Source organism: Mesorhizobium dulcispinae (genome assembly GCF_033977345.1).
Taxonomy (GTDB): domain Bacteria; phylum Pseudomonadota; class Alphaproteobacteria; order Rhizobiales; family Rhizobiaceae; genus Mesorhizobium; species Mesorhizobium dulcispinae.
The window spans coordinates 38,876-65,578 of the sequence record NZ_JAVIIY010000005.1 but is presented as its reverse complement, the minus strand read 5'-3'; the positions used below and the strand labels follow the sequence as shown (position 1 = coordinate 65,578).

Sequence of the window (26,703 nt, the reverse complement as noted above, 5' to 3'; positions counted from 1 at the left end):
GCATGACAGCTGCGCACCAGATCACCGCCGGCTTCATGCCTCTGTTCGACAGCGCCGTCCTGGTCGTGGCCGGCGAGATGGGCTTTGCTGCCCGCGAGGGCATCGAGCTCAAGCTGCATCGCGAGACTTCCTGGGCCAACATCCGCGACCGCATCGCCATCGGCCATTTCGATGTCGCCCACATGCTTGGCCCGATGCCGCTCGCCTGCAGCCTCGGCCTCACGCCGCTTGCCTCAGAGACCATTGTGCCCTTCTCGCTTGGGCTCGGCGGCAACTGCGTCACCGTCTCCAATACGGTGTGGGAGGGCATGGCAGCGCACGGCGCCGCGCCCGATCTCGATCCTGCGCGTGCCGGCGCGGCGCTCTGCGCGCTGATTCGCGAGCGGGCAGCCGCCGGCCGCGAGCCGCTGCGCTTCGCCGTCGTGCATCCGCATTCCGGGCACAATTACGAGCTGCGCTACTGGCTGGCCGCCTGCGGCATCGATCCCGACCGCGATGTCGAGATCGTCATCGTGCCGCCGCCCTTCATGGCCGATGCGCTCTCCGCCGGCCGCATCGACGGCTATTGCGTCGGCGAGCCCTGGAACAGCGCCGCCGTCGCCGCCGGCACCGGCCGCATCGTCACCGTCAAGGCGCTCTTGTGGCGCAACAGCCCTGAAAAGGTGATCGGCGTCCGAAGAGCGTGGGCCGAGGAGAACCCGGACGCGCTGGCGGCGCTGCTGAGGGCGTTGCATCATTCCGCTCGCTGGTGCCAGGATCCGGCAAACCGCGGCGAGCTGGCCGCGCTTATGGCCAGGTCCGCCTTCCTCGGACAACCCCAGGCGATCCAGATGCCGGCGCTCACTGGACAGCTTCAACTCGGCGGCGGCGCGGAACGGCGCGTCGAGGATTTCTTCCTGCCCTTCGACAAGGCGGCGAACTTTCCCTGGAAGAGCCATGCGCTCTGGTTCTACACGCAGATGGTGCGCTGGGGGCAGTTGCCGCACACGCCCGAGAACCTGGCCATCGCCCGCGACTGCTATCGGCCCGATCTCTACCGCTCGGCGCTGAAGCCGCTTGGGGTCGCCCTGCCCGGAGCCAATGCCAAAGTCGAGGGCGCGCTGAAGGTTGCGACGCCGGTTGGCTCTGCGGGGGCCAGTCTCATCCTTGGCCCCGACGGATTCTTCGACGGCCAGATCTTCGATCCCGACCGCATCGACGCCTATATTGCAGGCCAGAAGCGCGCCTGATCATTTGCGCGTCATTCTTGTGCATTGCACAAAATTTATGCGCCCTGCCCCTCCCGTTGATCAATGTTTGACCGTATCGCCGCTTGGGCCGGTCGGCGCGGGAGGCAGGTATCAAATTGATTTTGCTTGAAAATCCTCATCAACACAAAACTGGCACGCTTCGTGCTTTGAAATAATCGAGCCCCTCACGGGCAAAAGAACAGGCGTCCAAGGGCGGGCGCCACAGGCAAAGCTGCCGCTCAGGTCACCACGCGATCCCGGATGTACGGACGCGAGAGGCCTGGACGGCAGCTTTTTTGTTTTTTGGACCGAACTCGAAAATCGACGGCGCCGATCCCAGGCCGGCGCCAAGCGGAGACGACGATGACGACAAGGATCGGAACTGCGACAACGCTCAAGGATTTCACGCGCCGCGACTTTATCGTCAGCAGCATGCTGACGGCGGTGCTGTTCACTGCGGCACTCCTGCTGTTTCCCCCAAGCACCATGACCGATGGCAAGCGCCCTGAAACGACCGCGCAGCACCAGCTCTCGCCGCACTGACCGATGCTGCGCCTCTGATCAACCCAACACGCGGTGCCTCCCACGCCGCAAACCGGAGCCGACCATGACCGCAAACTTCCCAGCCGCGCAAAGCCAGGACAGCAGTTCCCGGCAGGCGCTCGTCATGTCCACCATCGCCTTCACTGTCTGCTTTGCGGTATGGACGATCTTTTCCATCATCGGCGTGCGCATCAAGCAGGAGCTCGGCCTCAACGAGACCGAGTTCGGCCTGCTCGTCGGCACGCCGATCCTCACCGGCTCGCTGGTGCGCATCGTGCTCGGCGTCTGGACCGACCGCTATGGCGGCCGGCTGGTCTACACCATGACCATGCTCGCGGCCGCAATCGCGACCTTCCTGCTCGCTTTCGCGCACACTTATGAGCAGATGCTGATCGCCGCGCTCGGCGTCGGGCTCGCCGGCGGCTCCTTCGCAGTCGGCGTCGCCTACGTCTCGCGCTTCTTCCCTGCCGGCAGGCAGGGCACGGCTCTAGGCATTTTCGGTGTCGGCAATGTCGGCGCCGCGGTCACCAAGTTCCTCGCGCCGCTCGTGCTACTCGCCTGGGGCTGGCAGACGGTGGCGCAGATCTGGGCGGCCGCCCTCGTTGTCATGGCCATCGTCTTCTGGTTCACCACCGGCGACGATCCTGTCATCCGCGAGCGCCGCGCCGGCAAGGCAGCACCCGCGAGGAGCTTCTGGCAGGAGTTCGCGCCGCTGAAGAACCTGCAGGTCTGGCGCTTCGCCTTCTACTACTTCTTCGCCTTCGGCGCGTTCGTGGCGCTGGCGCTGTGGCTGCCGCGCTACCTGATCGGCGTCTACGGCTTCAACATTGCCACCGCCGGCATGATCGGCGCCGCCTATTCCATTCCCGCAAGCATCTTCCGCGCCTATGGCGGCGTGCTGTCCGACCGTATCGGCGCCCGCACCGTGCTCTATTGGACCTTCACGGTCTGTGCCGTCGCGACTCTCGTTCTGTCTCTCCCCTCGGCAGACTATGTCGTGCGCGGCATCAGCGGGCCGATCGCCTTCCATGTCGAGATCGGCCCGCTCGCCTTTATCGCTGTTGCCTTCGTGCTCGGCTTCTTCATGAGCCTCGGCAAGGCCGCCGTCTATAAGCACATCCCCGTCTACTATCCGCAGAGCGTCGGCGCGGTCGGCGGCGTCGTCGGCATGATCGGCGGCCTCGGCGGCTTCATCCTGCCGATCGCCTTCGGCGCGCTGAACGACCTCACCGGCGTCTGGTCGAGCTGCTTCATGCTGCTTTTCCTGATCGTCGTCTCGTGCCTTTTTTGGATGCACCTCTCCATCCGTCGGATGGAGCGGGCGGCCGAGGTCGAGACCGCGTCCCTCTCCTATGCCGCCGAATAGATCGGAGCAGACAGACATGACCGAAAAACTCGTCATCATCGGCAATGGCATGGCGCCGGGCAGGATGCTCGAGCACCTGCTGGAAGCCGCGCCGGACCGTTACAGCGTGACCATCTTCAACGCCGAGCCGCGCGTGAACTACGACCGCATCATGCTCTCGCCGGTGCTTTCGGGCGAGAAGGATTTTGAGGAAATCGTCATCCATGGCGACGGCTGGTACATCAAGCACGGCATCACCCTCTACAAGGGCCACCGGATCGTCGCCATCGACAGGGACGCGAAGACCGTCACCTCGGACCACGGTGTAACCGAGAGCTACGACAGACTCGTCATCGCAACGGGCTCGGTGCCCTTCATCATCCCGGTGCCCGGTAAGGATCTGCCCGGCGTGCTCACCTATCGCGATCTCGACGATGTCAACGCCATGCTGCTTGCCGCGCAATCGCGCGCCAAGGCGGTCGTCATCGGCGGCGGCTTGCTGGGGCTGGAAGCCGCGGCCGGGCTGAAGGAGCGCGGCATGGACGTCACCGTGCTGCACGTCATGCCGACGCTGATGGAGCGCCAGCTCGATCCGGCCGCCGGCTACCTGCTGCAGAAAGCCGTCGAGGCGCGCGGCATCAAGGTCATGACCAAGGCCAACACCAAGGCCATTGTCGGCAACGGCAAGGTCGAGGGCGTCGAGCTTATGGACGGCACGATGATCCCCGCAACACTCGTGGTGATGGCGGTCGGCATCCGTCCCAGCACCGCCCTGGCCAAGGAAGCTGGGCTTGAGGTCAATCGCGGCATCGTCGTCGACGACCGCATGCAGACGTCCGATCCCGCGATCATGGCGCTCGGCGAATGCGCCGAGGTCGGCGGCCATGTCTACGGGCTGGTCGCCCCGCTCTACGAGATGGCGCGCGTGGCAGCAGCCGGGCTGGCTGACGTCGAGGACAAGCGCTTCGTCCACTCCGACACGCCGACCAAGCTCAAGGTCACCGGCATCGACCTCTATTCGCTGGGTGACTTCGCCGACGGCGACGATCGCGAAGAGATCATCCTGCGCGACGCATCGGCGGGCATCTACAAGCGCGTCGTGCTCCAGGACAACCGCATCATCGGCACGGTGCTGTTCGGCGAGACCGCCGACGGCGCCTGGTTCAACGACCTCAAGAAGAAGGCGACCGACATCTCCGAGATGCGTGACACGCTGATCTTCGGACAGGCGTTCCAGGGGGGCGCTCCCTCGGACCCTTTGGCGGCCGTTGCGGCACTGGCGGATGATGCGGAAATCTGCGGCTGCAACGGCGTCTGCAAGGGCAAGATCACCGGCGCGATCACGGGCAAGGGGCTGACCGGGCTCGACGACGTGCGCGCCCACACCAAGGCTTCCGCTTCATGCGGCTCGTGCACGGGTCTGGTCGAACAGCTCCTGAAACTCACGCTCGGCGAGGCCTACAATCCGGCGGCGGTGCAGCCCATGTGCGGCTGCACGAGCCTCGGCCACGACGATGTTCGCCGCCTGATCAAGGCAAAAGGCCTGAAGACGATTCCCGCCGTCATGCAGGAGCTCGAATGGAAGACCTCCTGCGGCTGCGCCAAGTGCCGGCCGGCGCTGAACTACTACCTCGTCTGCGACTGGCCTGACCAATATGCCGACGACTATCAGTCGCGCTTCATCAACGAGCGTGTGCATGCCAACATCCAGAAGGACGGTACTTATTCGGTCGTGCCGCGCATGTGGGGCGGTGTCACCAGCGCCGGCGAATTGCGCGCCATCGCCGACGTGGTCGACAAGTTCCGCATCCCGACGGTGAAGGTGACCGGCGGCCAGCGCATCGACATGCTGGGCATCCGCAAGGAAGACCTGCCCGCGGTGTGGGCCGATCTCGGCAAGGCAGGCTTCGTCTCCGGCCATGCCTATGCCAAGGGCCTGCGCACGGTGAAGACCTGCGTCGGCTCCGACTGGTGCCGGTTCGGCACGCAGGATTCGACGGGGCTCGGCATCCGCATCGAGAAGTTCATGTGGGGTTCCTGGACGCCGGCCAAGGTGAAGATGGCGGTGTCGGGATGCCCGCGCAACTGCGCGGAAGCGACCTGCAAGGATGTCGGCGTGGTCTGCGTCGACAGCGGCTACGAGATCCATTTCGCCGGCGCCGCCGGCCTCGACATCAAGGGCACCGAAGTGCTCGGCCTGGTGAAGACCGAGGACGAGGCGCTGGAGGTGATCGTGGCGCTCGTTCAGATGTATCGCGAGCAGGCCCGCTATCTGGAGCGCATCTACAAATGGGCCAAGCGGATCGGCACCGCCGAGATCAAAAAGCAGATCCTGGACGACGCCGAACGCCGCAGGACGCTCTTCGACCGCTTCGTCTTCTCCCAGAAATTCGCGCAGGTCGATCCGTGGTCCGAACGCGTCTCGGGCAAGGACAAGCATGAGTTTCGGCCGATGGCGTCGGTCGGGTTTGCGGAGGCGGCCGAGTGATGGAGATGTTTGCGCCATTCACCCCCCTCTGGCCGATGTCCAGCTTGAACACCCCCCTCTGGCCTGCCGGCCATCTCCCCCGCAAGGGGGGAGATCGGGTGTCATTTCCGCTTTCGCCAATCTCCAACGCTGCAAGATGGGCGGCATGGCCAAAGCTGCCGATCTCCCCCCTTGCGGGGGAGATGGCCGGCAGGCCAGAGGGGGGTGCCTTGGCGCATTCATATCAAGCAAAGGCGACCCAATGACCTGGACACCTATCGGCTCCCTTTCCGATATCCCTCGCCGCGGCGCGCGCTGCGTGGCCACCCCGCAAGGCAAGATCGCGGTCTTCCGCACCGCCGGCGACCAGGTTTATGCCATCGACGACCACTGCCCGCACAAGGGCGGACCGCTCAGCCAGGGCATCGTCCATGGCGCGGCGGTAACCTGCCCGCTGCACAATTGGGTGATCTCGCTGGAGACAGGCAAGGCGCTCGGCGCCGATGAAGGCTCGGTCCGGACGATCCCGGTCAAAATCGAGGGCGAACGGCTCTTCATCGCGCTTGAAGCGCTGGCCTCGAAAGCGGCCTGAGGCATGGAAGAAGCACGCGAGGTGAGGACCACCTGCCCCTATTGCGGGGTGGGCTGCGGCGTGCTGGCGGAGATCGCCGCGGACGGCAAGACGACCGTCCGCGGCGATCCCGAGCACCCGGCCAATTTCGGCAAGCTTTGCTCGAAGGGCGCCGCGCTTGGCGAAACCCTCGGTCTGGACGGTCGTCTGCTCTACCCGGAAATCGGCGGTAAGCAGGTTGGTTGGGACGAAGCGCTCGATCTCGTAGCCTCGAAATTCTCGCAGGCGATTGCCGAGCATGGGCCGGACTCGGTCGCTTTCTATGTTTCCGGCCAGCTGCTCACCGAGGACTATTACGTCGCCAACAAGCTGATGAAGGGCTTCATCGGCTCGGCGAACATCGACACCAATTCGCGGCTCTGCATGGCGTCGTCCGTCGCCGGCCATCGCCGCGCTTTCGGCGAGGACATCGTTCCCGGCGTCTATGAGGATTTCGAGTGCGCCGACCTCATCGTGCTCACCGGTTCCAACACCGCATGGTGCCATCCCGTCCTCTACCAGCGCATGCTTGCGGCGCGGCGTGAACGTGGAACCAGGATCGTCGTCATCGATCCGCGCCGCACCGCGACGGCCGACGAATGCGACCTGCATCTGGCGCTCGATCCCGGCACGGACGTGCTTCTGTTCAACGGTCTGCTGGCGCATCTCGTCCAGGCCGGAACGATCGATGCCGGCTTCATCCGTGACCATACGTCGGGCTTTGACGCCGCGGCTGCGCTGGCCGGCGCCGATGCGCCGTCGGTCGCCCGCGTCGCGAAAGGCTGCGGCCTGGCCGCAGCCGACGTCCAGGCCTTCTACCATCTCTTCGCCGGCACCGAGCGAACGGTCACGGTCTACAGCCAGGGCGTCAACCAGTCGGCGCATGGAACCGACAAGGTCAACGCCATCATCAACTGCCATCTCGCCACCGGCCGCATCGGCAAGCCCGGCATCGGGCCGTTCTCGGTCACCGGGCAGCCGAACGCGATGGGCGGCCGCGAGGTCGGGGGGCTGGCCAACCAGCTTGCGGCGCATATGGACTTCGCGGACGAGGCCAATATCGACCGCGTCTCCCGCTTCTGGAACGCGCCCGGCATCGCGCGGCGCGGCGGCCTGAAGGCCGTTGACATGTTCCAGGCGGTCGCCGAGGGCCGCATCAAGGCGCTCTGGGTCATAGGCACCAATCCCGCGGTCTCGATGCCGGACGCTTCACGCGTGCGCGCCGCTCTATCCAAATGCGACTTCGTCGTGGTGTCGGATGTGACCCGCACGGACACCACGCGCTATGCCGACGTGCTGCTGCCGGCCGCCGCCTGGGGCGAGAAGGACGGCACGGTCACCAATTCGGAGCGACGCGTCTCGCGCCAGCGACCGTTCCTGCCGCCGCCCGGCGAGGCGAAGACCGACTGGCGCATCATCTGCGAACTCGCCGCCCGCATGGGTTTCGGCAATGCCTTCGCCTTCCGGGCGCCGGCCGAGATCTTCCGCGAGCATGCCGCGCTCTCGGCCTTCGAGAACAATGGCGGACGCTTGTTCGATCTGGGCGGCCTGCCGGATATGAGCGATGCGGACTACGCCGCCTTCGCGCCGCGCCACTGGCCCGCGCCGGGCCGCGACAAGCCGCAGGCAAGATTGTTTGCCGACGGTCGTTTCCCAACACCAGACGGCCGCGCACGCTTCGTGCCGGTGCGACAGGAGGCGACGGCTTTCACGGTCGATGCCGACTATCCGCTTGCCTTGAATACCGGCCGGCTACGCGACCAATGGCACACCATGACGCGCACCGGCAACGTGCCGCGCCTGATGGCCAACGCGCCGGAGCCTGCGGTCGACCTGAACCCGGCCGATGCGGCCGCGCACCAGCTCAAGGACGGCGACCTCGCCCAGCTTTCGACGCGCTTCGGCTTCGTCCGCGCGAGAGTGCGCGTGTCGGGAACTCAGCGGCGTGGCCAGGCCTTCATGCCTATGCATTGGAGCGGCCAGTTCGCGGCCAGGGCCGCCGCCGGTCTCGTATCCTCGCCCGTCACCGATCCGCATTCCGGCCAGCCGGAGCTGAAGCATGTGCCGGTCAGGATCGTACGCGAACACACCGGCTGGGCCGGCGTGCTCATCACGCGGCGCGATCTCAGGCCAACAGGTTTCGTCCACTGGAGCCGGCACGCGGTCGAGGGCGGCTGGGTCTACGAGCTGACCGGGACCGAACCGCCGGACCAGGGCATCCTTCTGGCACGCAAGCTGCTCGGCGTTCGTGGGCAGGATCAGCTACTGGAATACACCGATCGCCGCGGGCTCGCTTACCGTGCAGCGGCGGTCGACGAGAGCGGCGCCATGGCCGAGGCCCTGCTGGTCGCAGCGCCGGACCAATTACCGGCGCGGGACTGGCTGGTGTCGCTCTTGGCCACGCGCCAGTCGCTGTCGACCGCCGACCGCCATGCGCTCCTGTCGGGTCGCTCGCCCGCACCCGTGCCAGCCATCGGACGGGTCGTGTGCTCGTGCTTCCACGTCGGCGCCAACCAGCTTGCCTCGGCGGTCGCTTCAGGATGCGACAGTCTCGAGGCCATCGGTGCGACGTTGCGGGCCGGCACCAACTGCGGTTCGTGCCGCTCCGAGATAAGGGCGATCATCGACGCCCGACAGGTTCAGGCGGCCGAGTGAAATCCGCCCGAGCGACTCAGATCACCGCTTCCTCGAGGAACGGTTCGTTGCGCGGGATCCGCTCGAAGCAGAACGGCGACAGATCGAGCGTCTGGAAGGTGCCGTGGATGATGAGTTCGGATACCGCCCGGCCGACCGCCGGCGACTGCTGCAGGCCGTGTCCGGAAAAACCGTTGGCGAACATGAAGTTCTTCACCTCCGGGTGGAAGCCGACGATGCCGTTGTGGTCGAGCATGTTGTATTCATAGTGCCCGGTCCAGCTTGTCTGGACCTTTAGGGCGTCGAAGGCCGGAATGCGGTGCCACAGCGCCGGCCAGATGTAGTCGTCAAATTCCTCGAAATGCATCTCGAAGTCGTCATAGTCGGCTGGTCCGTCGCCCTGCGGCGTGTTGCCGGTGAGGAAAAGCTCGCCTTCCGGACGTACGAAGGTGCCGGACAGGTCGATGACATTGGGCATGCGGCCCGGGATCGGATTGGCGCTGGCAAAGACGAAGCTGTAGCGCTTATAGGGCGCGACGGGGATGGACAGCCCGGCCATGCCAGCCACCTGCTGCGCTCGCGGGCCGGCGGCATTGACCAGCGTTCCGCAGGCAACTGTCTCGCCGGTCGCAAGGCGCGCCGAGACTACCCGCCCATCGGCAACATCCAATGCCGTCACAGCATTGTCGATATACTCGACGCCGCTGGCCCGCGCCGCGCGGCGAAACCCGTTCAGCAAGCCCATGGAATCGAACCAGCCCTCTTCGCGAGCGCCCCAGGAGCCGCCGCCGAGATCGTCGACATTCAGCCACGGAAAGCGTTCCTTCAGCGGGCCGGGTTCGAGGAAGACCGTGTGAGCGCCGAGGCGGCGCTGCAGTTCGACCCGTTCGCGCGCCGCTTCGACACCCTCAGGCGAGCAGCAATAGAGATAGCCGTGTTCCCTGAAGCCGAGATCGGGGGCCGTCTCATTCGGGTAGAACGGCGCCATCCGCTCCCGGAAGGTTCGGATGATCCCGATGCCGAACTGGCTGATCTTGACGTTGATCGGATTGGAATATTGCTGGCGGATCGCGCTGGTGGAAAGCGCCGTCGAGGAGAACTCGTAGCTCGAGTCGCGCTCGACGACGAGGATCGAGGCGCGGTTGCCGAGCGCCTGGCTCAGCCAGTAGGCCGTCGAGGAACCGACGACGGCGCCGCCGACGATGACGATATCGTAGACATTGCGCGATGGGGCTTTGTAAGCGGGAATCGCCATGGCTGCCTCTCCGCTCTACCGGTTGAACGAGGCGATCAGAGCATCGGAGCCCCGCGCCAGCAGGCCGAGGTCGGAACCGACGGCGACCATTGTGAAGCCGTCGGCGAGATAGCGGTCTGCGTCTGCCTTCACGGGAGCCAGTATGCCGCTGGCCTTGCCTGCCGCGGCCGCGGCCTTGCGCACGGACGAAATCGCCTCCTGCACATGCGCGGCGCCGGGGTTGCCCATGGCGCCCATATTCGTCGAAAGATCACCCGGCCCCACGAAAAGGACATCGACGCCATCCACCGCCGCGATCTCGGCGGCATTGGCGACGCCGGTCTTGTCCTCGATCTGAACGGCGAGAAGCTGCTGCTCGCGCGCCTTGGCATGATAGCCGGCGATGCGGCCGAAAGCGTTGGCGCGGTGGCCGACCGAGAAGCCGCGGAAGCCGCCCGGAGCATAGGTCATCGCCGCGACGATTGCGCTTGCCTGCTCCGCCGTCCGCACGTTCGGGATCATCAGGCTGCGCGCGCCGACATCCAAGGCCTGCTTGATCAGATTGGGATCGTCAGACGGCAAGCGCACGACCGCCTCGCAAGGAAACGCCGCCGCGACCTGAAGCTGCGCCATGATGCTGCGCAGATCGTTCGGGCTGTGCTCGCCGTCGATCAGCAGCCAGCCCGCTCCGGAACCCGCGACGACCTCGGTGGTGAGCGCCGAAGCCAGCGAACACCAGATGCCGACATGGGGCCGGCCGGCTTGTACGGCCGCCTTCAGCGAATTGATGCGCTCTTGCATTTTGCGATCGGCCTCCAGCGAGAAGAAGAAGCATTGAAATTTGTATGATGTCCTATATCATACGCCTTACTTGAGCTGCAAGATACTCTGATGCGGCACGGGAGTTGCACATGAAAATTGGCTTCATCGGGCTTGGCGTCATGGGCGCGCCGATGGCGCGGCATCTCGCCGATGCCGGGCACGAGATCGTCACGGTCCTGAACCGCTCGCCTCTCCCGAAGGACTTGAGGGCAGCGGTCGTCGCCTCCCCTGCCGAGGTGGCGCGGGCCTCCGAGATTGTCATCACCATGCTGCCCGACACGCCCGACGTGGAGCGCGTGCTGCTCGGGCCAAACGGCGTGCTCGAAGGGATTTCGGCCGGCAAGCTGGTCGTCGACATGAGCTCCATCAGCCCGATCGCCACGGCCGAATTCGCGGCGAAGTTCAGGCAAGCCGGAGCCGGCTATCTTGATGCGCCGGTCTCCGGCGGCGAGGTCGGCGCCAAGGCGGCGAGCCTCACCATCATGGTCGGCGGGCTGGCCGCCGAATTCGAGCGGGCACGACCGATCTTTGAGAGGCTGGGCAAGAACATCACCTTGATCGGCGAGAAGAACGGCGCCGGCCAGACCTGCAAGATCGCCAACCAGATCATCGTCGCGCTCAACATCGAGGCGGTCGCCGAAGCCCTTGTCTTCGCAAGCAAAGCCGGCTGCGATCCGGCGAAGGTGCGGAGCGCCCTGATGGGCGGCTTCGCCTCTTCGCGCGTGCTCGAAGTGCATGGCGAGCGCATGATCGCCCGCACCTTCGCGCCGGGTTTTCGGATCCGGCTGCACCAGAAGGACCTCAATCTCGCGCTCGAAAGCGCCCGCGCGCTTGGCGTTGCCCTGCCGAGCACGGCAACGGCGCAACAGCTGATGCATGCCTGCTCGGCTCGAGCCGGCGGCCCGGAGGCCGACCATTCGTCGCTCATCCGGGCTCTCGAAATCCTGAGCGACCATGAACTGTCAAACGGAAAGGAATAACCGATGCGCGGAACCGGCAAGGCCGATGTTTTCGTCATGCTGGCCCATCCCGTGGGCCATGCGAAGAGCCCCGGCATCTTCAACGAGATCTTCGAGCAGAAGGGGCTCGACAGCCTGATGGTGCCGCTGAGCTGCCGTCCGGACGACTTCGACACGTTCTGGGCCGGCATCACCGCGGCCGAGAACATCCGCGGCGTGATCATCTCGGTGCCGTACAAGGTCCCGGTCTACCACAAATGCGCGGCCGCCCACGACCGCGCCGCGCGCGTGCAGAGCGCGAATTCCGTTCGCCGTCAGGCGGACGGCACGTGGTATGCCGACAATTTCGACGGCGTCGGCTTCATCGATGGGCTGAAGGCAGGCGGACACCGGATCGCCGGTCGGCGGATCCTCCAGGTCGGCGCCGGCGGCGCCGGATCGTCGCTGACCTACTGCCTTGCCGAAGAAGGCGCGGCGGAAATCCGCCTTGCCGACATCGACAGGGAGCGCGCGCAGAGGCTCGCAACGCTGGTCAACAAGTCCTTCCCCGATTGCCGCATCGAGGTCGGGGAGCCCGATCCGTCCGGAATGGATATGGCGATCAACGCCACGCCATCCGGCCTGAAGCCCACCGATCCGCTGCCGATGGACGTGAGCAGGCTGACGCCGGAGATGACCGTGGTCGACATCATCATGGAGCCGGCCGAGACGGCGCTCCTCAAGGCGGCGAAGGAGATCGGCTGCCGCATCCAGCCCGGACGCCCGATGATGGATTTCCAGGTCGAGGCCATGGCCGCATTCTTCGACATCGAGCGGAAGGATCGCCGCAATGGCTGAGGCTTTGACGGCAGTCGTCATCGGCGGCACGTCCGGCATCGGACGCGCCATCGCAGAGCGCTTCGCCGAGGACGGCTATCAGGTGGTCGTCGCCGGCCGCGATACCGTCCGGGGCAAGGAGGCGGCCGCCTCCTGCGAGAGCGTAGGCGCGCCGCACGCCCTCTTCGTCCAGACCGATGTCGGCAACCCCGCTTCCGTGGAAGCGCTGGCGCAGTCTGTCAGCGATGCGTTCGGCACGCCTCACGTCGTGGTCAACTGTGCCGGCATCCTGCAAAGCGGCAAGCATGTGCTCGACCAGGATCTCGCCGAAGACGAGCAGATGTGGCGGATTAACTATCGCGGCACGCTGCTCGGCTGCCAGGTGTTCGGGCGGCTGATGTCCGCGGCCGGGCGCGGCGCGATCCTCAATGTCGGGTCGCTCGCTTCTTTCGCGCCGCTGTCGCTGCCTGCCTACACGCCTGGGAAGCACGCGGTGCTGGCGCTCACCCAGATGCTTGCCGCCGAGCTTGGCCCGCATGGGGTCCGGGTGAACGCCGTGGCGCCGGGCTACACGCTTTCCGACGGGTTGAAAGCCAGGATCGCCAAGGGCGAGCGCAATCCGGAAGCGATACAAGCCACCACCGCGCTGCGCCGCTTCGTCGAGCCGCGCGATGTCGCCGAAGCAGCCCTGTTCCTCTGTTCCGACCGTGCCGCTTCGATCACCGGCGTCACGCTTCCCGTCGATGCCGGCTGGCTCGTCCAGGCGCCCTACGCGCAGTACCTGCAAGGCAATCCTATCCGGCAGAAGCCGGCAATCTGAGAGAACATCCGTGAACGACATCCAGCGCTTCGACTTCGACACCCGCATCCATCACGGCGTCATCCACAACGGCACGCTCTACCTCAGCGGCCAGGTCGCGAGGCCTGGCCAGTCCGCGGCCGACCAGATGCGCGAGGTGCTCGGCAAGATCGACGCGCTGCTCGCCAAGGCGGGCACGGACAAGACCCGCATCCTCCACGTCCAGATGTGGCTGGACGACGTGCGGGATTTCGATGAGGTCAACATTGTCTGGGACGCCTGGATGCCTAAGGAGCATGCACCGGCGCGCTCCTCCGGCGAAGGGCGGATGGCAAAACCCGGAATGCTGGTCGAGCTCATCGTCACCGCGGCGGTTTGAATGGTCTTGCCGGTTCGGGCATCATCCCGAATCTGAACTTGAACGGCCCTGATCAGGACTTGAACGGAAGGCCTAAATGACGAAGCGCAAGCCGCTTTCCACCGTCGTGGCGGAGAGCCTGGCCGAAAAGATCCGCTCCGGTGAGTTGCAGCCCGGCGCGCAACTGCCGACCGAGGCGGAGCTTTGCGCCGAATATGATGTCAGCCGCACTGTCGTGCGCGAAGCGGTAGCGCGGCTGCGCTCCGAGGGCATGGTGGTGCCGCAGCAGGGGCGCGGCATGTTCGTCAGCGAAACGCCTCTGCCGCGCAATTTCTCGATCCCGGACGAGGCGCTGAGAACCTTGCCGGAGACCATCGCGCTGCTTGAGCTGAGGTTGAGCGTCGAAGTGGAATCCGCCGGGCTCTGCGCCGAACGCCGCACCGACAAGGAAGCGCGCGATATCCGCGCCAAGATGGATGAGATCGACGCGCAGCAGGCCGACCCCGCCGCCGTCCAGATCCACTATGACTACGATTTCCACCTCGCGATCGCCAAGGCGGCGCGCAACGAATTCATCCATGGCTTCCTAAGCTATCTCGGGCCGATGATCGTGCCGCGCTTCCAGCTTGGCTATGTGGTCGAGCCGGCACTCAAGGACAGCTACTACGCGCGCATCCACGCGGAGCACAAAGCCATCGTCGATGCCATCGAACGGCAGGATGGCGGCAAGGCCCGCCAGGCCATGCGCAAGCATCTGCAGAACAGCCTGGGACGGGTGCGCGCGCTGGCGAAAGCCTCGGGCGTCGAGGCAACCGAAGCGGAGCAGAAAGCCGCCGCCGCCTCGCTTTTCACCAAAATGAAAAGGCCGGTGCCGACAGACGGCTAAGCCGCGGCGACCGGCGAGCCTGAAAGTCTGCACGGAAGAGCAGACGCCACGCGATTGCGAAAGCCATGTTTTTGTTCCGCCGATCAGCAGGAACCCTTTCCTGCACGCAGAAGACATTGTTTTCCTTTGGTTTGCAGCCCTGCGGATCATGCCGGCAGCGTAGAATGTTTCCAACGCCGAAAAAGGCTTTCGAAAGTTTATCTTTCCTTTTTGCTGGTTTTCTTGGTTTCGCGGCATCGGCCGAAGCCGCACACTGACGCCAGGCAATCGGGGAAGCCGCAATCGGGGAAGCCAAGGTGACGACAGCCTTCATCACAGGAGCGACGAGCGGCATAGGACGGGCAATGGCGATCGCGTTGAGCGACGCCGGCTACGATGTCTATGCGGTCGGCCGCAGCCAGGCGGCGCTGAAAGAGCTGCAGGCCGAGCGTCCGGGCATCGTTCCCATTGCCGTCGACGTCACCGATCGCGAGGCGCTGGAATCGGTCCTGGCCGATCTCACCATCGATGTGCTGATCAACAATGCCGGCATCATGCCGCCACTCGGCAATTTCGCCGACATGAACATCGCCGACATCGATACCACGCTGGAGGTGAACCTCAGCGCGACGATCCTGCTCACCCGCCTCGTCGTGCCGCAGATGCGCGAGCGCCAATCCGGCCACATATTGTTCACCGGCTCCGTCGCGGGCCACGCCGCATTCTCCAACATTGCCGTCTATGCAGCCACCAAGGCGGCGATCTCCGGCTTTGCCGCTGCGCTGCGCGCCGACCTCTCCCCGTCCGGCATACGCGTCACCGAGATCGTCGCCGGCCGCGTCGAGACGCAGCTCTACAAAGACATCCTCGACGCCGACGCCCGCGCGGCCATGTACGCCAGCAAGGTGGTGCAGCCGGACGACGTGGCCAAGATGGTCGTCGGGGTGCTCGCGCTCCCCGCATGGGCCGACGTCACCCGTTTCGACATCATGCCGACCTGGCCGACCTCGCCAAGCGGCACCAAGTAAGGAAAACTGGAATGAAGGATCTTTCCGTTCTGATCGTTGGCGGCGGAGCCGGTCTCGGCGCGCTTCTCGCCCGCATGGCCATCGAGGCCGGGGCGGCGAAGATCGGCATCATCGACATCAACCAGGAAGCCGCTGAGAGCGCGCTCGAGCCGGCGAAGGCCAAGGGCCTGCCGACCGCGGCCGCGGCTTGCGACATCCAGGTCGGCCCGCAGTGCCACACCGCCTTCGACGCCATTGTTTCGAAGCTCGGGCGCGTCGACACGCTGATCAACTGCGCCGCGATCTACCCTCGCCGACCGCTCCTCGAGATCACCGACGCCGAGTGGGATGCCTCCAACGGCATCAACATCAAGGGCACCTACCACATGATGGTGGCCGCCGTTCGCCACATGCAATCGCAGGAGCCGAAAGCCCACGTGCGCGGCCGCATCGTGAATCTCACTTCTGTCGACGCCTTCAAGGCGCATCCGCAGAACGCGCATTATGCGGCGACCAAGGCAGCCGTCGTCAGCCTGACGCGCTCCTTTGCGCATCACGTCGCCAAGGACGGCATCCTGGTGAACTCCGTGGCGCCGGCCGGCATGGCCACCGAGAAGGCAAAAGCTCTCGGCTTCCTCGAGGAGTTGGCCAAGGCAAGCCCGCTCGGCCGCGGCGCCGAGCCGACCGAGATCGCCGAATGGGTGCTCATGACCGGCGGACCGAAGAACACGTACATGACCGGCGAAAACGTAATCGTCTCAGGTGGTTACATCTACGCCTGAATCGATTTTCAGAAGCCGGCGGCGTCTGAAATAGCGCAGTGCATGATCAACGGAGTCTCGAACGAAAGGAGGCGGAACTTACGATGGCCGGCAAGCTTCGCCTTCCCTCGCTCAATGCTCTGCGGGTCTTCCATGCCGTCGTGCAGCACAAGAGCTTTCGCCAGGCCGCCGACGAGCTCTTGGTGACGCCGCAGGCCGTCGGCCAGCAGATCAAGCTCTTGGAAGACACGCTGCAGGTGACGCTGTTCGAGCGCAAGGGCCGCTCGATCGAGATGACCGAGTCGGCGATCCTTCTCTCGCACTACGTCAAGGCCGGCTTCGACGAGTTCTCCGAAGGCGTTCGCCGCGTCACCAAGTCGAACTACCGTGACCGCATCAATCTCAATGCGAGCCCCTACTTCGCCACGCACTATCTGCTGCCCAGGCTTTCGCTGTTCCGCGAGATCCTGCCGGGCGCTGATCTTCGCCTGACGACGATGGTCGACCTGCCCGACTTCGGACGCGACGACATCGATATGACTGTGCAGTGGGGCTACGGCAACTGGCCGGACTACGAGGTCACGCTGCTGGTGCCGGACCCGAAGATCATCTGCTGCACGCCGGCGATCGGCGAGAAGATCAAGTCGGCGCAGGACCTGACGCGATACACGCTGCTCGACACGGTCAAGTCGAAGCGGCTGTGGCCGGACATATTGCGTCACCTCGGAGTTGAGCTGACCGACGGCGACCGCAGCGTCAGCTTCGACGATGCGGCGACCATGCGCCGGGCGACCCTGCAAGGCATCGGTGTAGGCCTGGTCTCCGTGATCGACGCCGAGGAGGATTTCCGCTCTGGCGCGCTCGTCGCGCCGATCGGCCGCGACGCCATTGCCGATATGAGGCCGGAAGAAGTCCCCGGCTTCTACCTCGTCGTCCCGCGCGGGCATCTGCGCGTGAAGGCGGTGGCCGCGCTTCATCGATGGCTGGCCCAACAGGATTGGCGGAGTGAGCTCAAGCTCTCCTTGCCAAAACCGACCCCGCTTTCCGACTGAAAGCAGCCTCAAGACCGGGTCCCGAAAGGCATCTTGCGGGGCTCCAACAACAAGAAACGGAACAACCTCAACAGTGGAGACAACAACATGAAAATGATGAAATGGGGGGCCGCTGCCATGGCCCTTGGCCTCATGCACTTCGCGGCGCCTGCCGAAGCCGCCGGCGGAAAGACGCTGGAGACCGTCAAGGCGCGCGGTGTTCTCAACTGCACCGGCCATGACGGCTCGTTCCTCGGTTTCGCCGAGGTGGACGACAAGGGCAACTGGAAGGGCATGGACATCGACCTCTGCAAGGCGGTGGCGACCGCCGTGTTCGGCGACCCGGCAAAGCTGAAGATCGTTCCGATCAGCTGGGCCCAGCGCTGGCCGTCGCTCCAGTCGGGCGATGTCGACATCATCATCAAGGCTTCCGGAGGCACGCTCAGCCGCGACACCGAGCTCGGCCTGCAATTCTCCACGTCCTACTACCTCGGCACGACCAAGGTGATGGCGCACAAGGAGCTCAACCTGAAGTCGCTCAAGGATGCCAATGGCGGCACCATCTGCATTCCCGCCGGTTCCTCTCAAGAGCAGCAGGTCGCAGCCTATGCCCAGAAGCTCGGCATCAAGCTCGAGCCGGTGCTGATCGAGAAGACCGAGGAGCTCGAACAGGCTTACTTCTCTGGCCGTTGCGATCTCTACGCGCAGTGGGGACCGACGCTGGCCATTGCCCGTAAAGCTAAAGGCAAAGTCGAGGACCATGTGATCCTGCCCGACGTGCTCGCCGTCGAGCCCGAAGTCATGATCATGCGCCAGGGCGACGACAACTGGGTCGACATCGCCAACTGGACGCTCAGCACCCTGATCTTCGCCGAGCAGGAAGGCATCACCTCCAAGAATGTCGACGAGATCAAGGCCAAGCCGACCTCGCCGCAGGTGGCCAAGTTCCTCGGCGTGACGCCTGGCATGGGCAAGGGTCTCGGGCTTTCCGACGACTGGGCCTACAACGTGATCAAGAAGGTCGGCAATTACGGCGAGATCTTCGAGCGCGATCTCGGCAAGGACTCGCCCTACAAGATGGATCGCGAGCTCACCAACCTCTGGAACAATGGTGGCGTCCTGTTCCCGCTGGTGATCGACTGACTCCACCTCTCAACGCAGCTCGCTCTGAGCTCCGCCTGGCGCCGCCAGGCGGAGCCGGCGACAATTCGGGGAAGACCATGATGGTCAGCCTGCTGAGAAATCAGAGGGTACGCAACACGCTGCTGCAGGTTCTCTATGTCGGCTCGCTTGGCGGGTTGGTTCTTGCCTGCGTGATGATCGCCCGCCAGAACCTCGCCCAGCAAGGGATCACCTCCGGCTTCGACTTCCTGTTCAAGTCGACCGGCTGGGACGTGAACTTCTCGCTGCTGCCCGCCACCGCCAATGATCCCTATTGGTGGTTCTTCCTCATCGGCATCATCAACACGCTGTTTTTGGGAACCACCGGGCTGATCTTGGCGACGATCGTCGGCACGATCGTCGGCCTGGCGCGGACCTCCTCGAACGAATTGGCGCGGCTGCTTGGCCGCACCTATGTCGACATCTTCCGCAACATCCCGCTGATCCTCCAGGTCTTCTTCTGGTACGCGGTGATCACGCATCTGCCGACGCCGCGCGCCGCGCATGAGGCCTTCGGCATGCTGCTTACCAGCCGCGGCCTCTATGTGCCGACCCCCAATGTCGGCGGCGTGGCCTTCGCAGCGGCCGTCCTCGCCGTGATCGCGGCGATCGCGCTTCCGCTCTGGCTGGGCCGCACCTCGCGCCTCAGCCAACCGCTCGGCGAGCGGCTGGGCATCCAGCTCACCGCTGCGGCGACGGCGTTTGCCACAGCCGCCGTCATCCTGGCACTCGGTCGCCTGCCGGACAGGCCGATGCTCGACTTCCCTGCTTTGCAAGGCCTCAATCTGAAGGGGGGCCTGCGCATTCCGCCGGAGTTTTCCGCGCTGGCGGTCGCCATCGCCATCTATGGCGGCTCCTACATCGCCGAGATCGTGCGCGGCGGCTTCAAGGCCGTCGGCAAAGGCCAGATGGAGGCAGCACTTTCGCTGGGGCTCAGCCCCTGGCGGGTCTTCACACTGGTGAGGCTGCCGCTGGCGCTGCGCGCCATGCTGCCGATCCTCGCCAACCAGTATGTCTGGCTGATGAAGGCGACGACCATGGGCATTGCTGTCGGCTTCACTGACTTCTTCATGATCGTGGCGCTGACCATCAACCATTCCGGCCAGACGCTGGAGGTGATCGGCATCCTGATGGGCGGCTTCCTCGCCATCAATCTCAGCCTCGCCGCCGCGTTCAACCGCATCAACAAAGCCATTGCCCTCAAGGGCAATCAACTGAGGGGATGAGTGCATGGAGATGGTCATTGCCGCTCCCCCTGCCCCGGGCAGGCTCGAAGACCTGAAACGCCGCTTCTTCGCGACACCGTTTCAGGCGCTGCTGTCGTTGATCTCCCTGGCGATCATGGTTTTCATCGTCTGGAAACTGCTCGACTGGGCGGTCTTCTCGGCCGTCTTCACCGCGAGTGGCGGGCCAGAAGCCTGCCAGGCCGCGGCGGGCGCCTGCTGGTCGGTGATCGCCGCCAGGTGGCGCATCATCCTTTTCGGCCTCTATCCCTTCGAAGAACAGTGGCGCTCCGCGCTCGCCTGCGTGGCCGTGGTGGTCATGACTGTGCTGAGCTGCATCCCCGCCTTCTGGACCGGACGCCGCATCGCGCTCGTCTGGGGCGCCGGGACGGGCCTCTACTACGTGCTGATGAAAGGCGGTGTGCTTGGCCTTCCCTATGTCGGCGAGGAAGCCTGGGGCGGGCTAGCGCTCACGCTCTTCATCTTCGTGACCACCTGCCTGATCGGCTTTCCGCTGGCGATCTGCCTGGCGCTGCTGCGTCGGTCGGACCTGCCCTGGATATCGAGGACCACGGGTCTGATCATTGATAGCGTTCGCTCGCTGCCGCTGATATCGATCCTCTTCACCTTCGCCATCGTTCTGCCGTTCGCATTGCCCCAATGGCTGGCCGGCGACAAGCTCTACCGTGTGATCCTGGGCTCCGCGCTGTTCTTCTCCGCCTACCAGGCGGAGATCGTGCGCGGCGGCATGCAGGGCGTCCCGTCAGGTCAGGAAGAAGCCGCCATGGCGCTCGGCATGAGCTACTGGCAGCGCATCGGCCGGATCGTGCTGCCGCAGGCCATGCGCAACGCGCTGCCGGCGACGATCAACCAGTTTGTGGTCGCGTTCAAGGAAACTTCGCTTGTGGTCATCGTCGGCTTCTTCGAGATCCTGGCCTCCGGCAATGCCGCCTACGGCACCGGCGAATGGCGCTTCGCCTATGTCGAAGTCTACGCCTTCATCGCTCTCATCTATTTCGTCTTCGTCTTCAGCCTGTCCCGTTACGGCGCCTATCTCGAACGGCGCATGTCGGTCGGCGAACGATAGCGGAGGTGCACATGAATTCGACGAAGTCATCCGGTCCGGCGGTTCATATCGAAAGCCTCGACAAATACTACGGAACATTCCACGCGCTGCGGAAGGTGAACCTGTCGGTCGAGCGTGGCGAAAGGATCGTCATCTGCGGCCCGTCTGGCTCCGGCAAATCCACTCTGATCCGCTGCATCAACCGGCTCGAACAGCATAATGGCGGCCGCATCACCGTGCTCGGCATCGAACTCAACGACGATGTCGGCAACATCGACGAGGTCAGGCGCGAAGTCGGCATGGTGTTCCAGCACTTCAACCTGTTTCCGCACATGACGGTGCTGGAGAACTGCATGATCGCGCCGATGATCGTGCGCAAGCGGCCGCGCGCGGAAGCCGAGGCGACAGCCCGGCGCTTTCTGGAGAAAGTGCGCATTCCCGAGCAGGCGGCGAAATTTCCGGGACAATTGTCTGGCGGTCAGCAGCAGCGCGTCGCGATCGCGCGTGCGCTCTGCATGCAGCCGGAGATCATGCTGTTCGATGAGCCAACCTCCGCGCTCGACCCGGAGATGATTTCGGAGGTGCTGGACGTCATGGTGACGCTCGCCTCCGAAGGCATGACGATGATCTGCGTCACCCACGAGATGGGCTTCGCGCGCCGGGTCGCCGACCGGGTCATCTTCATGGATGGCGGCGAGATCGTCGAAGAAGCGCCGCCGGAGGAATTCTTCACCGCCTCCCGCAACGAGCGCACGAGGCAGTTCCTTTCGCAGGTGCTGAAGAATTAATATACGCAGAGGATATCAATAAATGCGTGGTAGAATTGCCATAGTAACTGGAGCATCGTCCGGGATAGGTGCCGCCACAGCGCTGCGAATTGCGAAGAATTTTGAGGGGCTTGTTTTACACGCTCGAAAATCTGTCGAGTCGCTAGAGAATATTGCCGCCAAAGTGCGTTCCGAGGGCGCAAAGGCAGTGACCGTTCTTGGCGATCTTACAGACGCCGCCACCGGTGAGAGGCTGGTGAGAACAGCGTCGGAGGCTTTTGGCCGCCTTGATTGCGTGATCGCCAATGCCGGGTTCCCGATCCTAAAATCTTTCGACCAGGGAACGTTGGCCGATCTGGAATATGGCTTTCGGGGGAATGTCTTCAGTTTCTTTTCAATCACCCGCGCGGCGGCGCCGTTGCTTGCTAAATCCGCGGCGGGGCGGGTGGTAGCAGTCGGAAGCTTCACTGCGAGTGTTTTTCGAACCGACGTTCGACAGTTCCCAATGTCAGCCGCTTCCAAGGGTGCGCTCGAGACAGCGGTACGCAGCTTGGCCATGTATTTGGCACCTAAGGGTGTCACGGTAAATTGCGTCGTCCCGGGCTTCATCCAAAAGGAAGCTGGCGCCGAGGACAGCGTCACCGACGATGAATTGGCCGAGAGCCGCGCCCGCATACCGCTTGGACGGATCGGCCAGCCTGAAGATGTCGCGGCAGCGATCGAATTTCTCCTCTCAACAGACGCCGGCTACATCACAGGGCAATCGCTTCACGTGAGCGGTGGTCTAAGGATCTAGTGCAGGTGTCGCAGTCCCTCCCTCCAGCTTGGTAACGGCAATGACTGACGAAACGAGCAATCTGAGAAGCAGAGTGTGGTTTGACCGGACCGATACAGCCGGCTTCTTTCACCGAACGCACCTGAAGTCTCAAGGCCATCTGAAGGAGATGTTCGAGGGTCGACCGGTGATCGGCATCGCAAACTCGGCATCGCAACTGGTTCCATGCAACTCGCATCTGACTGAACTGGCCGAGTGGGTTTCCCGTGGGGTGCTTGAGGCAGGCGGCTTCCCACTGGTATTTCCGACGATGTCCATCGGCGACTCGCTGATGCGGCCAAGCGGCATGATGTTTCGCAACCTGATGAGCATGGAGCTGGAAGAGCTGATCCGTGCGAATCCGATTGATGGCGTGGTCTTGCTGACCGGCTGCGACAATACCGCACCAGCTTATGCAATGGGTGCCGCAAGTGTCGACGTGCCGGCCATCATTGTTCATGCCGGTCCTATGATGAGCGGCAACTTCCGCGGTAGGACGGTTGGCTCCGGAACCGACATTTACAAGCTATACGACAGCAGTCGCAGCGGCCGCCTGCCGAGCGACGCGTTCGCCGAATCCGAGTTTGGAATGTCGCGAAGCGTCGGCACCTGCAACACGATGGGTACGGCGTCCACCATGGGATTGGTGCTGGAAGCAATGGGGCTTTCGCTCCTCGGCACGGCTGGAATACCTGCGGTCGACGCCCGCAAGAAATCTTCGGCCCAGAGAGCTGGGCGCCGTATCGTCGACCTGGTGAGGTCGGGCACTAAGATATCGGCCATCGCCACGCGCAAAGCATTCGAAAATGCGATCCGCGTCAACGCTGCCATCGGGGGCGGCACCAACACCACCGTACACCTTCTGGCATTGGCCGGTCGGTTCGGCGTTGAACTCACGATCGATGATATCGAGACCAACAGTCGTCCGATCAATCTGATGGCCAACATCATGCCGAATGGCGATTTCCTCATGGAGGATTTTTTCAACGCCGGAGGCCTTCCCGCGCTGATGAAATCAATGGGAGAGCTGCTGCATCTCGACGCCATGACGGTCTCGGGCCAAACCATCGGCGATACGGTGCGCGACGCCGAAATCTTTGATCCTCGCGTGATTGCAACGCCGGACTCTCCTTTCAAAAAGGAGCCGGCTCTGGCCGTCTTGAAGGGCAATCTCGCCCCGAACGGGGCGATCATCAAAGCGACGGCTGCAAGTCCTCACCTGCTAAAGCACACAGGAAAAGCCGTCGTGTTCGAATCGATCGAGGACATGGACGCGCGCATAGACAGTCCGGATCTGGAGGTAGATGCCGGTTCAGTTCTGGTTCTAAAGAATATCGGTCCCACGAGCTATCCGGGCGCGCCGGAACTCGGCAACATCAAAGTGCCGAAGAAGCTGCTCGATCAGAACGTGTTCGACGTCCTTCGTTTATCAGATGGGCGCATGAGCGGAACTGCCTTTGGCACGGTCATTTTGCAGGTGACACCCGAGACAGCCATCGGCGGGCCGATTGCTTTGGTGGAGAACGGCGATCTCATCGAGTTCGATTTGTCGGAGCGCCGCTTGACCCTGCACGTCTCGGAAGAAGAGCTGGCGCGTCGAAGGGCGAATTGGAGGCCCTCGACCATCGTTGCGGAGCGTGGCTTCCGTCGCCTGTTTGTCGAGCATGTCCTGCAAGCCGACCAGGGGCTCGATTTCGACTTCTTACGTGGCGCCTCCGGTTCAGACCCAAGCCAACGCCGCCCTTACTAGCCCAACCGCAATCCGGCCTCAACGCCGGCCACCAAAAACCAGGAGCTACAATGGCTGTCTATAAGTCGCGACTTCGGTCCCAGTCTTGGGCGGGGGAGACGATCGGCATCATCGTCCTTGAGTGTTACTATCCGTTCCTACCCGGAAATGTCGCCAATGCCAGCACATATACCTTTCCGGTGCGCTATGCGCTGGCCGAAGGGGTCACCGGTGAAAAACTGCTTTACGGTCCGACCGAAAGCCTGCTGGAGCCGTTTATAGCAGCAGCGCGTAAACTCGAAGCAGAGGGAGTAAAGGCGATCACCGGCGCCTGTGGGTTCATGGCACTTTTCCAGAAAGAGATCGCCGCCTCGGTCAACGTTCCAGTGTTCGTAAGTAGCCTTCTTCAAATCAATTTCATGCACCAGATCACAAACAAGCGGGTGGGCATTATCTGTGCGGATTCCACCTGCCTGAAGCCCGAGCATCTCGCCGGTACCGGCGTATCAACGTCCGTGCCCTTGGCGATCACCGGCATGGAGGGATGCGAAGCCTTCAACCAAGGGATCCGCGCGAACATCGGCGAGTTGGACGACGAAGGTATCCGGACAGGCATCGTCTCAGTGGCACAGAACCTTGTCTCACAGCATCCGGATGTCGGTTCCATATTGCTCGAATGCAGTGACTTGCCCCCCTACGCGCATGCCGTGCAAGAGGCGACGGGACTGCCGGTCTTCGATTTCATTACGATGATCAATCATGTGCATGAGTCGCTTAGCCGGACCCGCTATACCGGCATAATATAGAGCCAGGCTCTCCGAAGGCATGATGATCTGCGTCACCCATGAGATGGGCTTTGCCCGCCGGATCGCCGGCCGGGTGATCTTCATGGACGGCGGCGAGATCGTCGAGGAAGCGCCGCCGGAGGAATTCTTCACCGCCTCCCGCAACGAGCGCACGCGGCAGTTCCTGTCGCAGGTGCTGGGCCATTGAACGGCATTTGGGAAGATGCAACGTTCCGTGCGTAGCACATCACCAGGTACCTCAATGACCGATCCCACAGTCGCCTTGCGCGAGATACTCGGACCGAAAGGCTGGCTTTCGGGCGATGACGCCCAACCCTACCGGCGCGATTGGCTCAACCGTTATGGCGTCGAGCCTCTGGGCGTTGCCAGGCCCGCGAACACGGCCGAAGTTGCGGCAGTCGTAAAGGCATGCCGGGAGGCAGGCGTCGCGGTGATCCCGCAAGGCGGGAATACGGGCCTGTGCGGCGGCGCCGTCGCCGATCAACCGAACGCGGTCATCGTCTCGCTTTCGCGCATGACGGCAATCGGCGAACCGGATCCCGAGAGCGGGTCGATCGCGGTTGAAGCGGGCGTCGTCCTCGCCGCCCTGCACGAGGCGCTGGACCCGCATGGCCTGATGTTTCCGATGCATCTCGGAGCGGAGGGCAGCGCCAGGATCGGCGGCCTGATCGGCACCAATGCCGGCGGCAGTCAGGCGTTCCGATACGGGATGATGCAAGACCTCGTGCTCGGCCTCGAAGTCGTGACTCCGGACGGCTCGGTGTGGGACGGCCTGCGCGCGGTGCAGAAGGACAATGCCGGCTATCAGCTGCGCAAGCTTTACTGCGGCGCCGAAGGCACGCTGGGCGTCGTGACGCGCGCAGTGCTCAGGCTCTATCCCACGCCAAAACAGCAGGCGAGCGCGCTTCTGGTGATGTCCGACTTTGCCGCGGCCGTTTCCTTCGGCGCCTATCTCCGCGGCGAGGCCGGCGAGTTCCTTGCCGGGCTCGAATTCTTCTCCGAGGTCGGCCTGGCACTGGCGCTCAAGCATCTGCCCGATCTCGCTTATCAGTTGGAGACGCGAGGCGACGTCTACCTGCTCGTCGAGCTGGCCTCGGGCTCGCCGCGCGTTCCGCTGGACGAGATCCTGAATTCGGCGCTGGAATGGGGCATGGAGCAAGGCTCCGTCGTGGACGGCGCGCTGGCCTCGTCAGGCACGCAGCGGGCGCAGTTCTGGCGGCTGCGCGAGGAACAGCCGGAGGGACAGCGGCTGGAAGGCGAGCAATTGAAGCACGACATCTCGGTGCCGCCGGGCGCGATCGCCCGCTTCATCGAGGCCGGCGCGAAGATCTGCGACGACATCCTGCCCGGCGTGCGGATCAACCCGTTCGGGCATCTTGGCGACGGCAACATCCACTACAATCTGTCGCCGCCGGAAGGCCGCGCCGATTTCGACGGCAAGGCGGGACAATTCGCCGAGGCGCTGGCATCTTTAGCCACCGAAATGGGCGGCAGTTTTGCCGCCGAGCATGGGCTTGGGCGCGCCAAGATCGCCATGGCCGAGCGAAACCGCAGCATTGTGGAGCGAGAGCTCATTGCACGGCTGAAGGATGCATTCGATCCGCAGGGCACGATGAATCCCGGCGTTCTGGTGCGCACTTAAGGCGTGTTGAGATTC

The 26,703-nt window shown here is 64.0% G+C and carries 24 protein-coding genes and 1 pseudogene; 23 read left to right on the top strand and 2 right to left on the bottom strand.

Going from position 1 to position 26,703, the window contains the following annotated elements; genetic code table 11:
* Window positions 1–2: 2 nt before the first annotated feature.
* From RFN30_RS13365 to RFN30_RS13340, 6 genes are all read left to right on the top strand, one after another.
* On the top strand, window positions 3–1,229 hold the full coding sequence (locus RFN30_RS13365) for a CmpA/NrtA family ABC transporter substrate-binding protein (protein WP_320262812.1): 1,227 nt from the start codon (window positions 3–5) through the stop codon (window positions 1,227–1,229).
* Between the two features lie 363 nt (window positions 1,230–1,592).
* On the top strand, window positions 1,593–1,772 hold the full coding sequence (locus RFN30_RS13360; protein WP_320262553.1) for a hypothetical protein: 180 nt from the start codon (window positions 1,593–1,595) through the stop codon (window positions 1,770–1,772).
* A 64-nt stretch (window positions 1,773–1,836) separates the two neighbouring features.
* Window positions 1,837–3,138, top strand: coding sequence for an MFS transporter (locus RFN30_RS13355; protein WP_320262552.1), 1,302 nt, complete (start codon window positions 1,837–1,839; stop codon window positions 3,136–3,138).
* Between the two features lie 16 nt (window positions 3,139–3,154).
* Complete coding sequence (gene nirB, locus RFN30_RS13350; protein ID WP_320262551.1) at window positions 3,155–5,605, top strand: nitrite reductase large subunit NirB; 2,451 nt, start codon at window positions 3,155–3,157, stop codon at window positions 5,603–5,605.
* Window positions 5,606–5,846: 241 nt separating this feature from the next.
* On the top strand, window positions 5,847–6,176 hold the full coding sequence (nirD, locus tag RFN30_RS13345; RefSeq protein WP_320262549.1) for a nitrite reductase small subunit NirD: 330 nt from the start codon (window positions 5,847–5,849) through the stop codon (window positions 6,174–6,176).
* Window positions 6,177–6,179: 3 nt separating this feature from the next.
* Entirely contained in the window at window positions 6,180–8,849 is a 2,670-nt protein-coding gene (locus RFN30_RS13340) for a nitrate reductase (RefSeq protein WP_320262548.1), read from the top strand.
* 16 nt (window positions 8,850–8,865) lie between these two features.
* On the opposite strand, the gene RFN30_RS13335 is transcribed toward RFN30_RS13340, so the two are convergent.
* Together RFN30_RS13335 and RFN30_RS13330 are read right to left on the bottom strand one after the other, a co-directional pair.
* Window positions 8,866–10,083: an NAD(P)/FAD-dependent oxidoreductase gene (locus RFN30_RS13335; protein WP_320262547.1), complete on the bottom strand. Its 1,218-nt coding sequence runs from the start codon at window positions 10,081–10,083 to the stop codon at window positions 8,866–8,868.
* Between the two features lie 15 nt (window positions 10,084–10,098).
* Complete coding sequence (locus RFN30_RS13330) at window positions 10,099–10,863, bottom strand: HpcH/HpaI aldolase family protein (RefSeq protein WP_320262546.1); 765 nt, start codon at window positions 10,861–10,863, stop codon at window positions 10,099–10,101.
* A 110-nt stretch (window positions 10,864–10,973) separates the two neighbouring features.
* On the opposite strand from RFN30_RS13330, the gene RFN30_RS13325 reads away from it, so the two are divergent.
* The 17 genes and pseudogenes from RFN30_RS13325 (at window position 10,974) to RFN30_RS13245 (ending at window position 26,688) form a co-directional block, all read left to right on the top strand.
* A complete protein-coding gene (locus tag RFN30_RS13325; protein ID WP_320262545.1) occupies window positions 10,974–11,864 on the top strand; it encodes a 2-hydroxy-3-oxopropionate reductase in 891 nt (296 codons plus the stop codon).
* Window positions 11,865–11,867: 3 nt separating this feature from the next.
* Window positions 11,868–12,680: a shikimate dehydrogenase family protein gene (locus tag RFN30_RS13320; RefSeq protein ID WP_320262544.1), complete on the top strand. Its 813-nt coding sequence runs from the start codon at window positions 11,868–11,870 to the stop codon at window positions 12,678–12,680.
* A complete protein-coding gene (locus RFN30_RS13315; RefSeq protein WP_320262543.1) occupies window positions 12,673–13,479 on the top strand; it encodes an SDR family NAD(P)-dependent oxidoreductase in 807 nt (268 codons plus the stop codon). The genes RFN30_RS13320 and RFN30_RS13315 overlap by 8 nt, the downstream gene beginning before the upstream one ends.
* A 10-nt stretch (window positions 13,480–13,489) precedes the next feature.
* On the top strand, window positions 13,490–13,837 hold the full coding sequence (locus tag RFN30_RS13310) for a RidA family protein (RefSeq protein ID WP_320262542.1): 348 nt from the start codon (window positions 13,490–13,492) through the stop codon (window positions 13,835–13,837).
* A gap of 76 nt (window positions 13,838–13,913) precedes the next feature.
* The gene (locus tag RFN30_RS13305; protein WP_320262541.1) at window positions 13,914–14,702 is read left to right on the top strand and encodes a FadR/GntR family transcriptional regulator; all 789 of its coding nucleotides are present in this window, start codon (window positions 13,914–13,916) and stop codon (window positions 14,700–14,702) included.
* Between the two features lie 296 nt (window positions 14,703–14,998).
* A complete protein-coding gene (locus tag RFN30_RS13300) occupies window positions 14,999–15,709 on the top strand; it encodes an SDR family oxidoreductase (RefSeq protein ID WP_320262540.1) in 711 nt (236 codons plus the stop codon).
* 11 nt (window positions 15,710–15,720) lie between these two features.
* On the top strand, window positions 15,721–16,470 hold the full coding sequence (locus tag RFN30_RS13295; RefSeq protein ID WP_320262539.1) for an SDR family NAD(P)-dependent oxidoreductase: 750 nt from the start codon (window positions 15,721–15,723) through the stop codon (window positions 16,468–16,470).
* 83 nt (window positions 16,471–16,553) lie between these two features.
* Complete coding sequence (locus RFN30_RS13290) at window positions 16,554–17,501, top strand: LysR substrate-binding domain-containing protein (protein WP_320262537.1); 948 nt, start codon at window positions 16,554–16,556, stop codon at window positions 17,499–17,501.
* Between the two features lie 87 nt (window positions 17,502–17,588).
* Window positions 17,589–18,623, top strand: a complete 1,035-nt coding sequence (locus tag RFN30_RS13285) for an amino acid ABC transporter substrate-binding protein (RefSeq protein ID WP_320262536.1) — start codon at window positions 17,589–17,591, stop codon at window positions 18,621–18,623.
* 77 nt (window positions 18,624–18,700) lie between these two features.
* On the top strand, window positions 18,701–19,867 hold the full coding sequence (locus RFN30_RS13280) for an ABC transporter permease subunit (RefSeq protein WP_320262535.1): 1,167 nt from the start codon (window positions 18,701–18,703) through the stop codon (window positions 19,865–19,867).
* Window positions 19,868–19,871: 4 nt separating this feature from the next.
* The gene (locus tag RFN30_RS13275; protein WP_320262534.1) at window positions 19,872–20,951 is read left to right on the top strand and encodes an amino acid ABC transporter permease; all 1,080 of its coding nucleotides are present in this window, start codon (window positions 19,872–19,874) and stop codon (window positions 20,949–20,951) included.
* An 11-nt stretch (window positions 20,952–20,962) separates the two neighbouring features.
* The gene (locus tag RFN30_RS13270) at window positions 20,963–21,718 is read left to right on the top strand and encodes an amino acid ABC transporter ATP-binding protein (protein ID WP_320262533.1); all 756 of its coding nucleotides are present in this window, start codon (window positions 20,963–20,965) and stop codon (window positions 21,716–21,718) included.
* A 22-nt stretch (window positions 21,719–21,740) separates the two neighbouring features.
* The gene (locus RFN30_RS13265) at window positions 21,741–22,493 is read left to right on the top strand and encodes an SDR family NAD(P)-dependent oxidoreductase (protein ID WP_320262532.1); all 753 of its coding nucleotides are present in this window, start codon (window positions 21,741–21,743) and stop codon (window positions 22,491–22,493) included.
* A gap of 40 nt (window positions 22,494–22,533) precedes the next feature.
* Window positions 22,534–24,261 carry a dihydroxy-acid dehydratase gene (locus RFN30_RS13260; RefSeq protein WP_320262531.1) on the top strand — a complete coding sequence of 576 codons (1,728 nt, stop codon included), beginning with the start codon at window positions 22,534–22,536 and terminating at the stop codon, window positions 24,259–24,261.
* Between the two features lie 50 nt (window positions 24,262–24,311).
* Window positions 24,312–25,046: an aspartate/glutamate racemase family protein gene (locus tag RFN30_RS13255; protein WP_320262530.1), complete on the top strand. Its 735-nt coding sequence runs from the start codon at window positions 24,312–24,314 to the stop codon at window positions 25,044–25,046.
* 13 nt (window positions 25,047–25,059) lie between these two features.
* Window positions 25,060–25,233, top strand: a pseudogene (gene glnQ, locus RFN30_RS13250) (glutamine ABC transporter ATP-binding protein GlnQ); the annotation flags it as partial.
* Between the two features lie 54 nt (window positions 25,234–25,287).
* Window positions 25,288–26,688, top strand: coding sequence for an FAD-binding oxidoreductase (locus tag RFN30_RS13245; RefSeq protein ID WP_320262529.1), 1,401 nt, complete (start codon window positions 25,288–25,290; stop codon window positions 26,686–26,688).
* Window positions 26,689–26,703 lie beyond the last annotated feature (15 nt).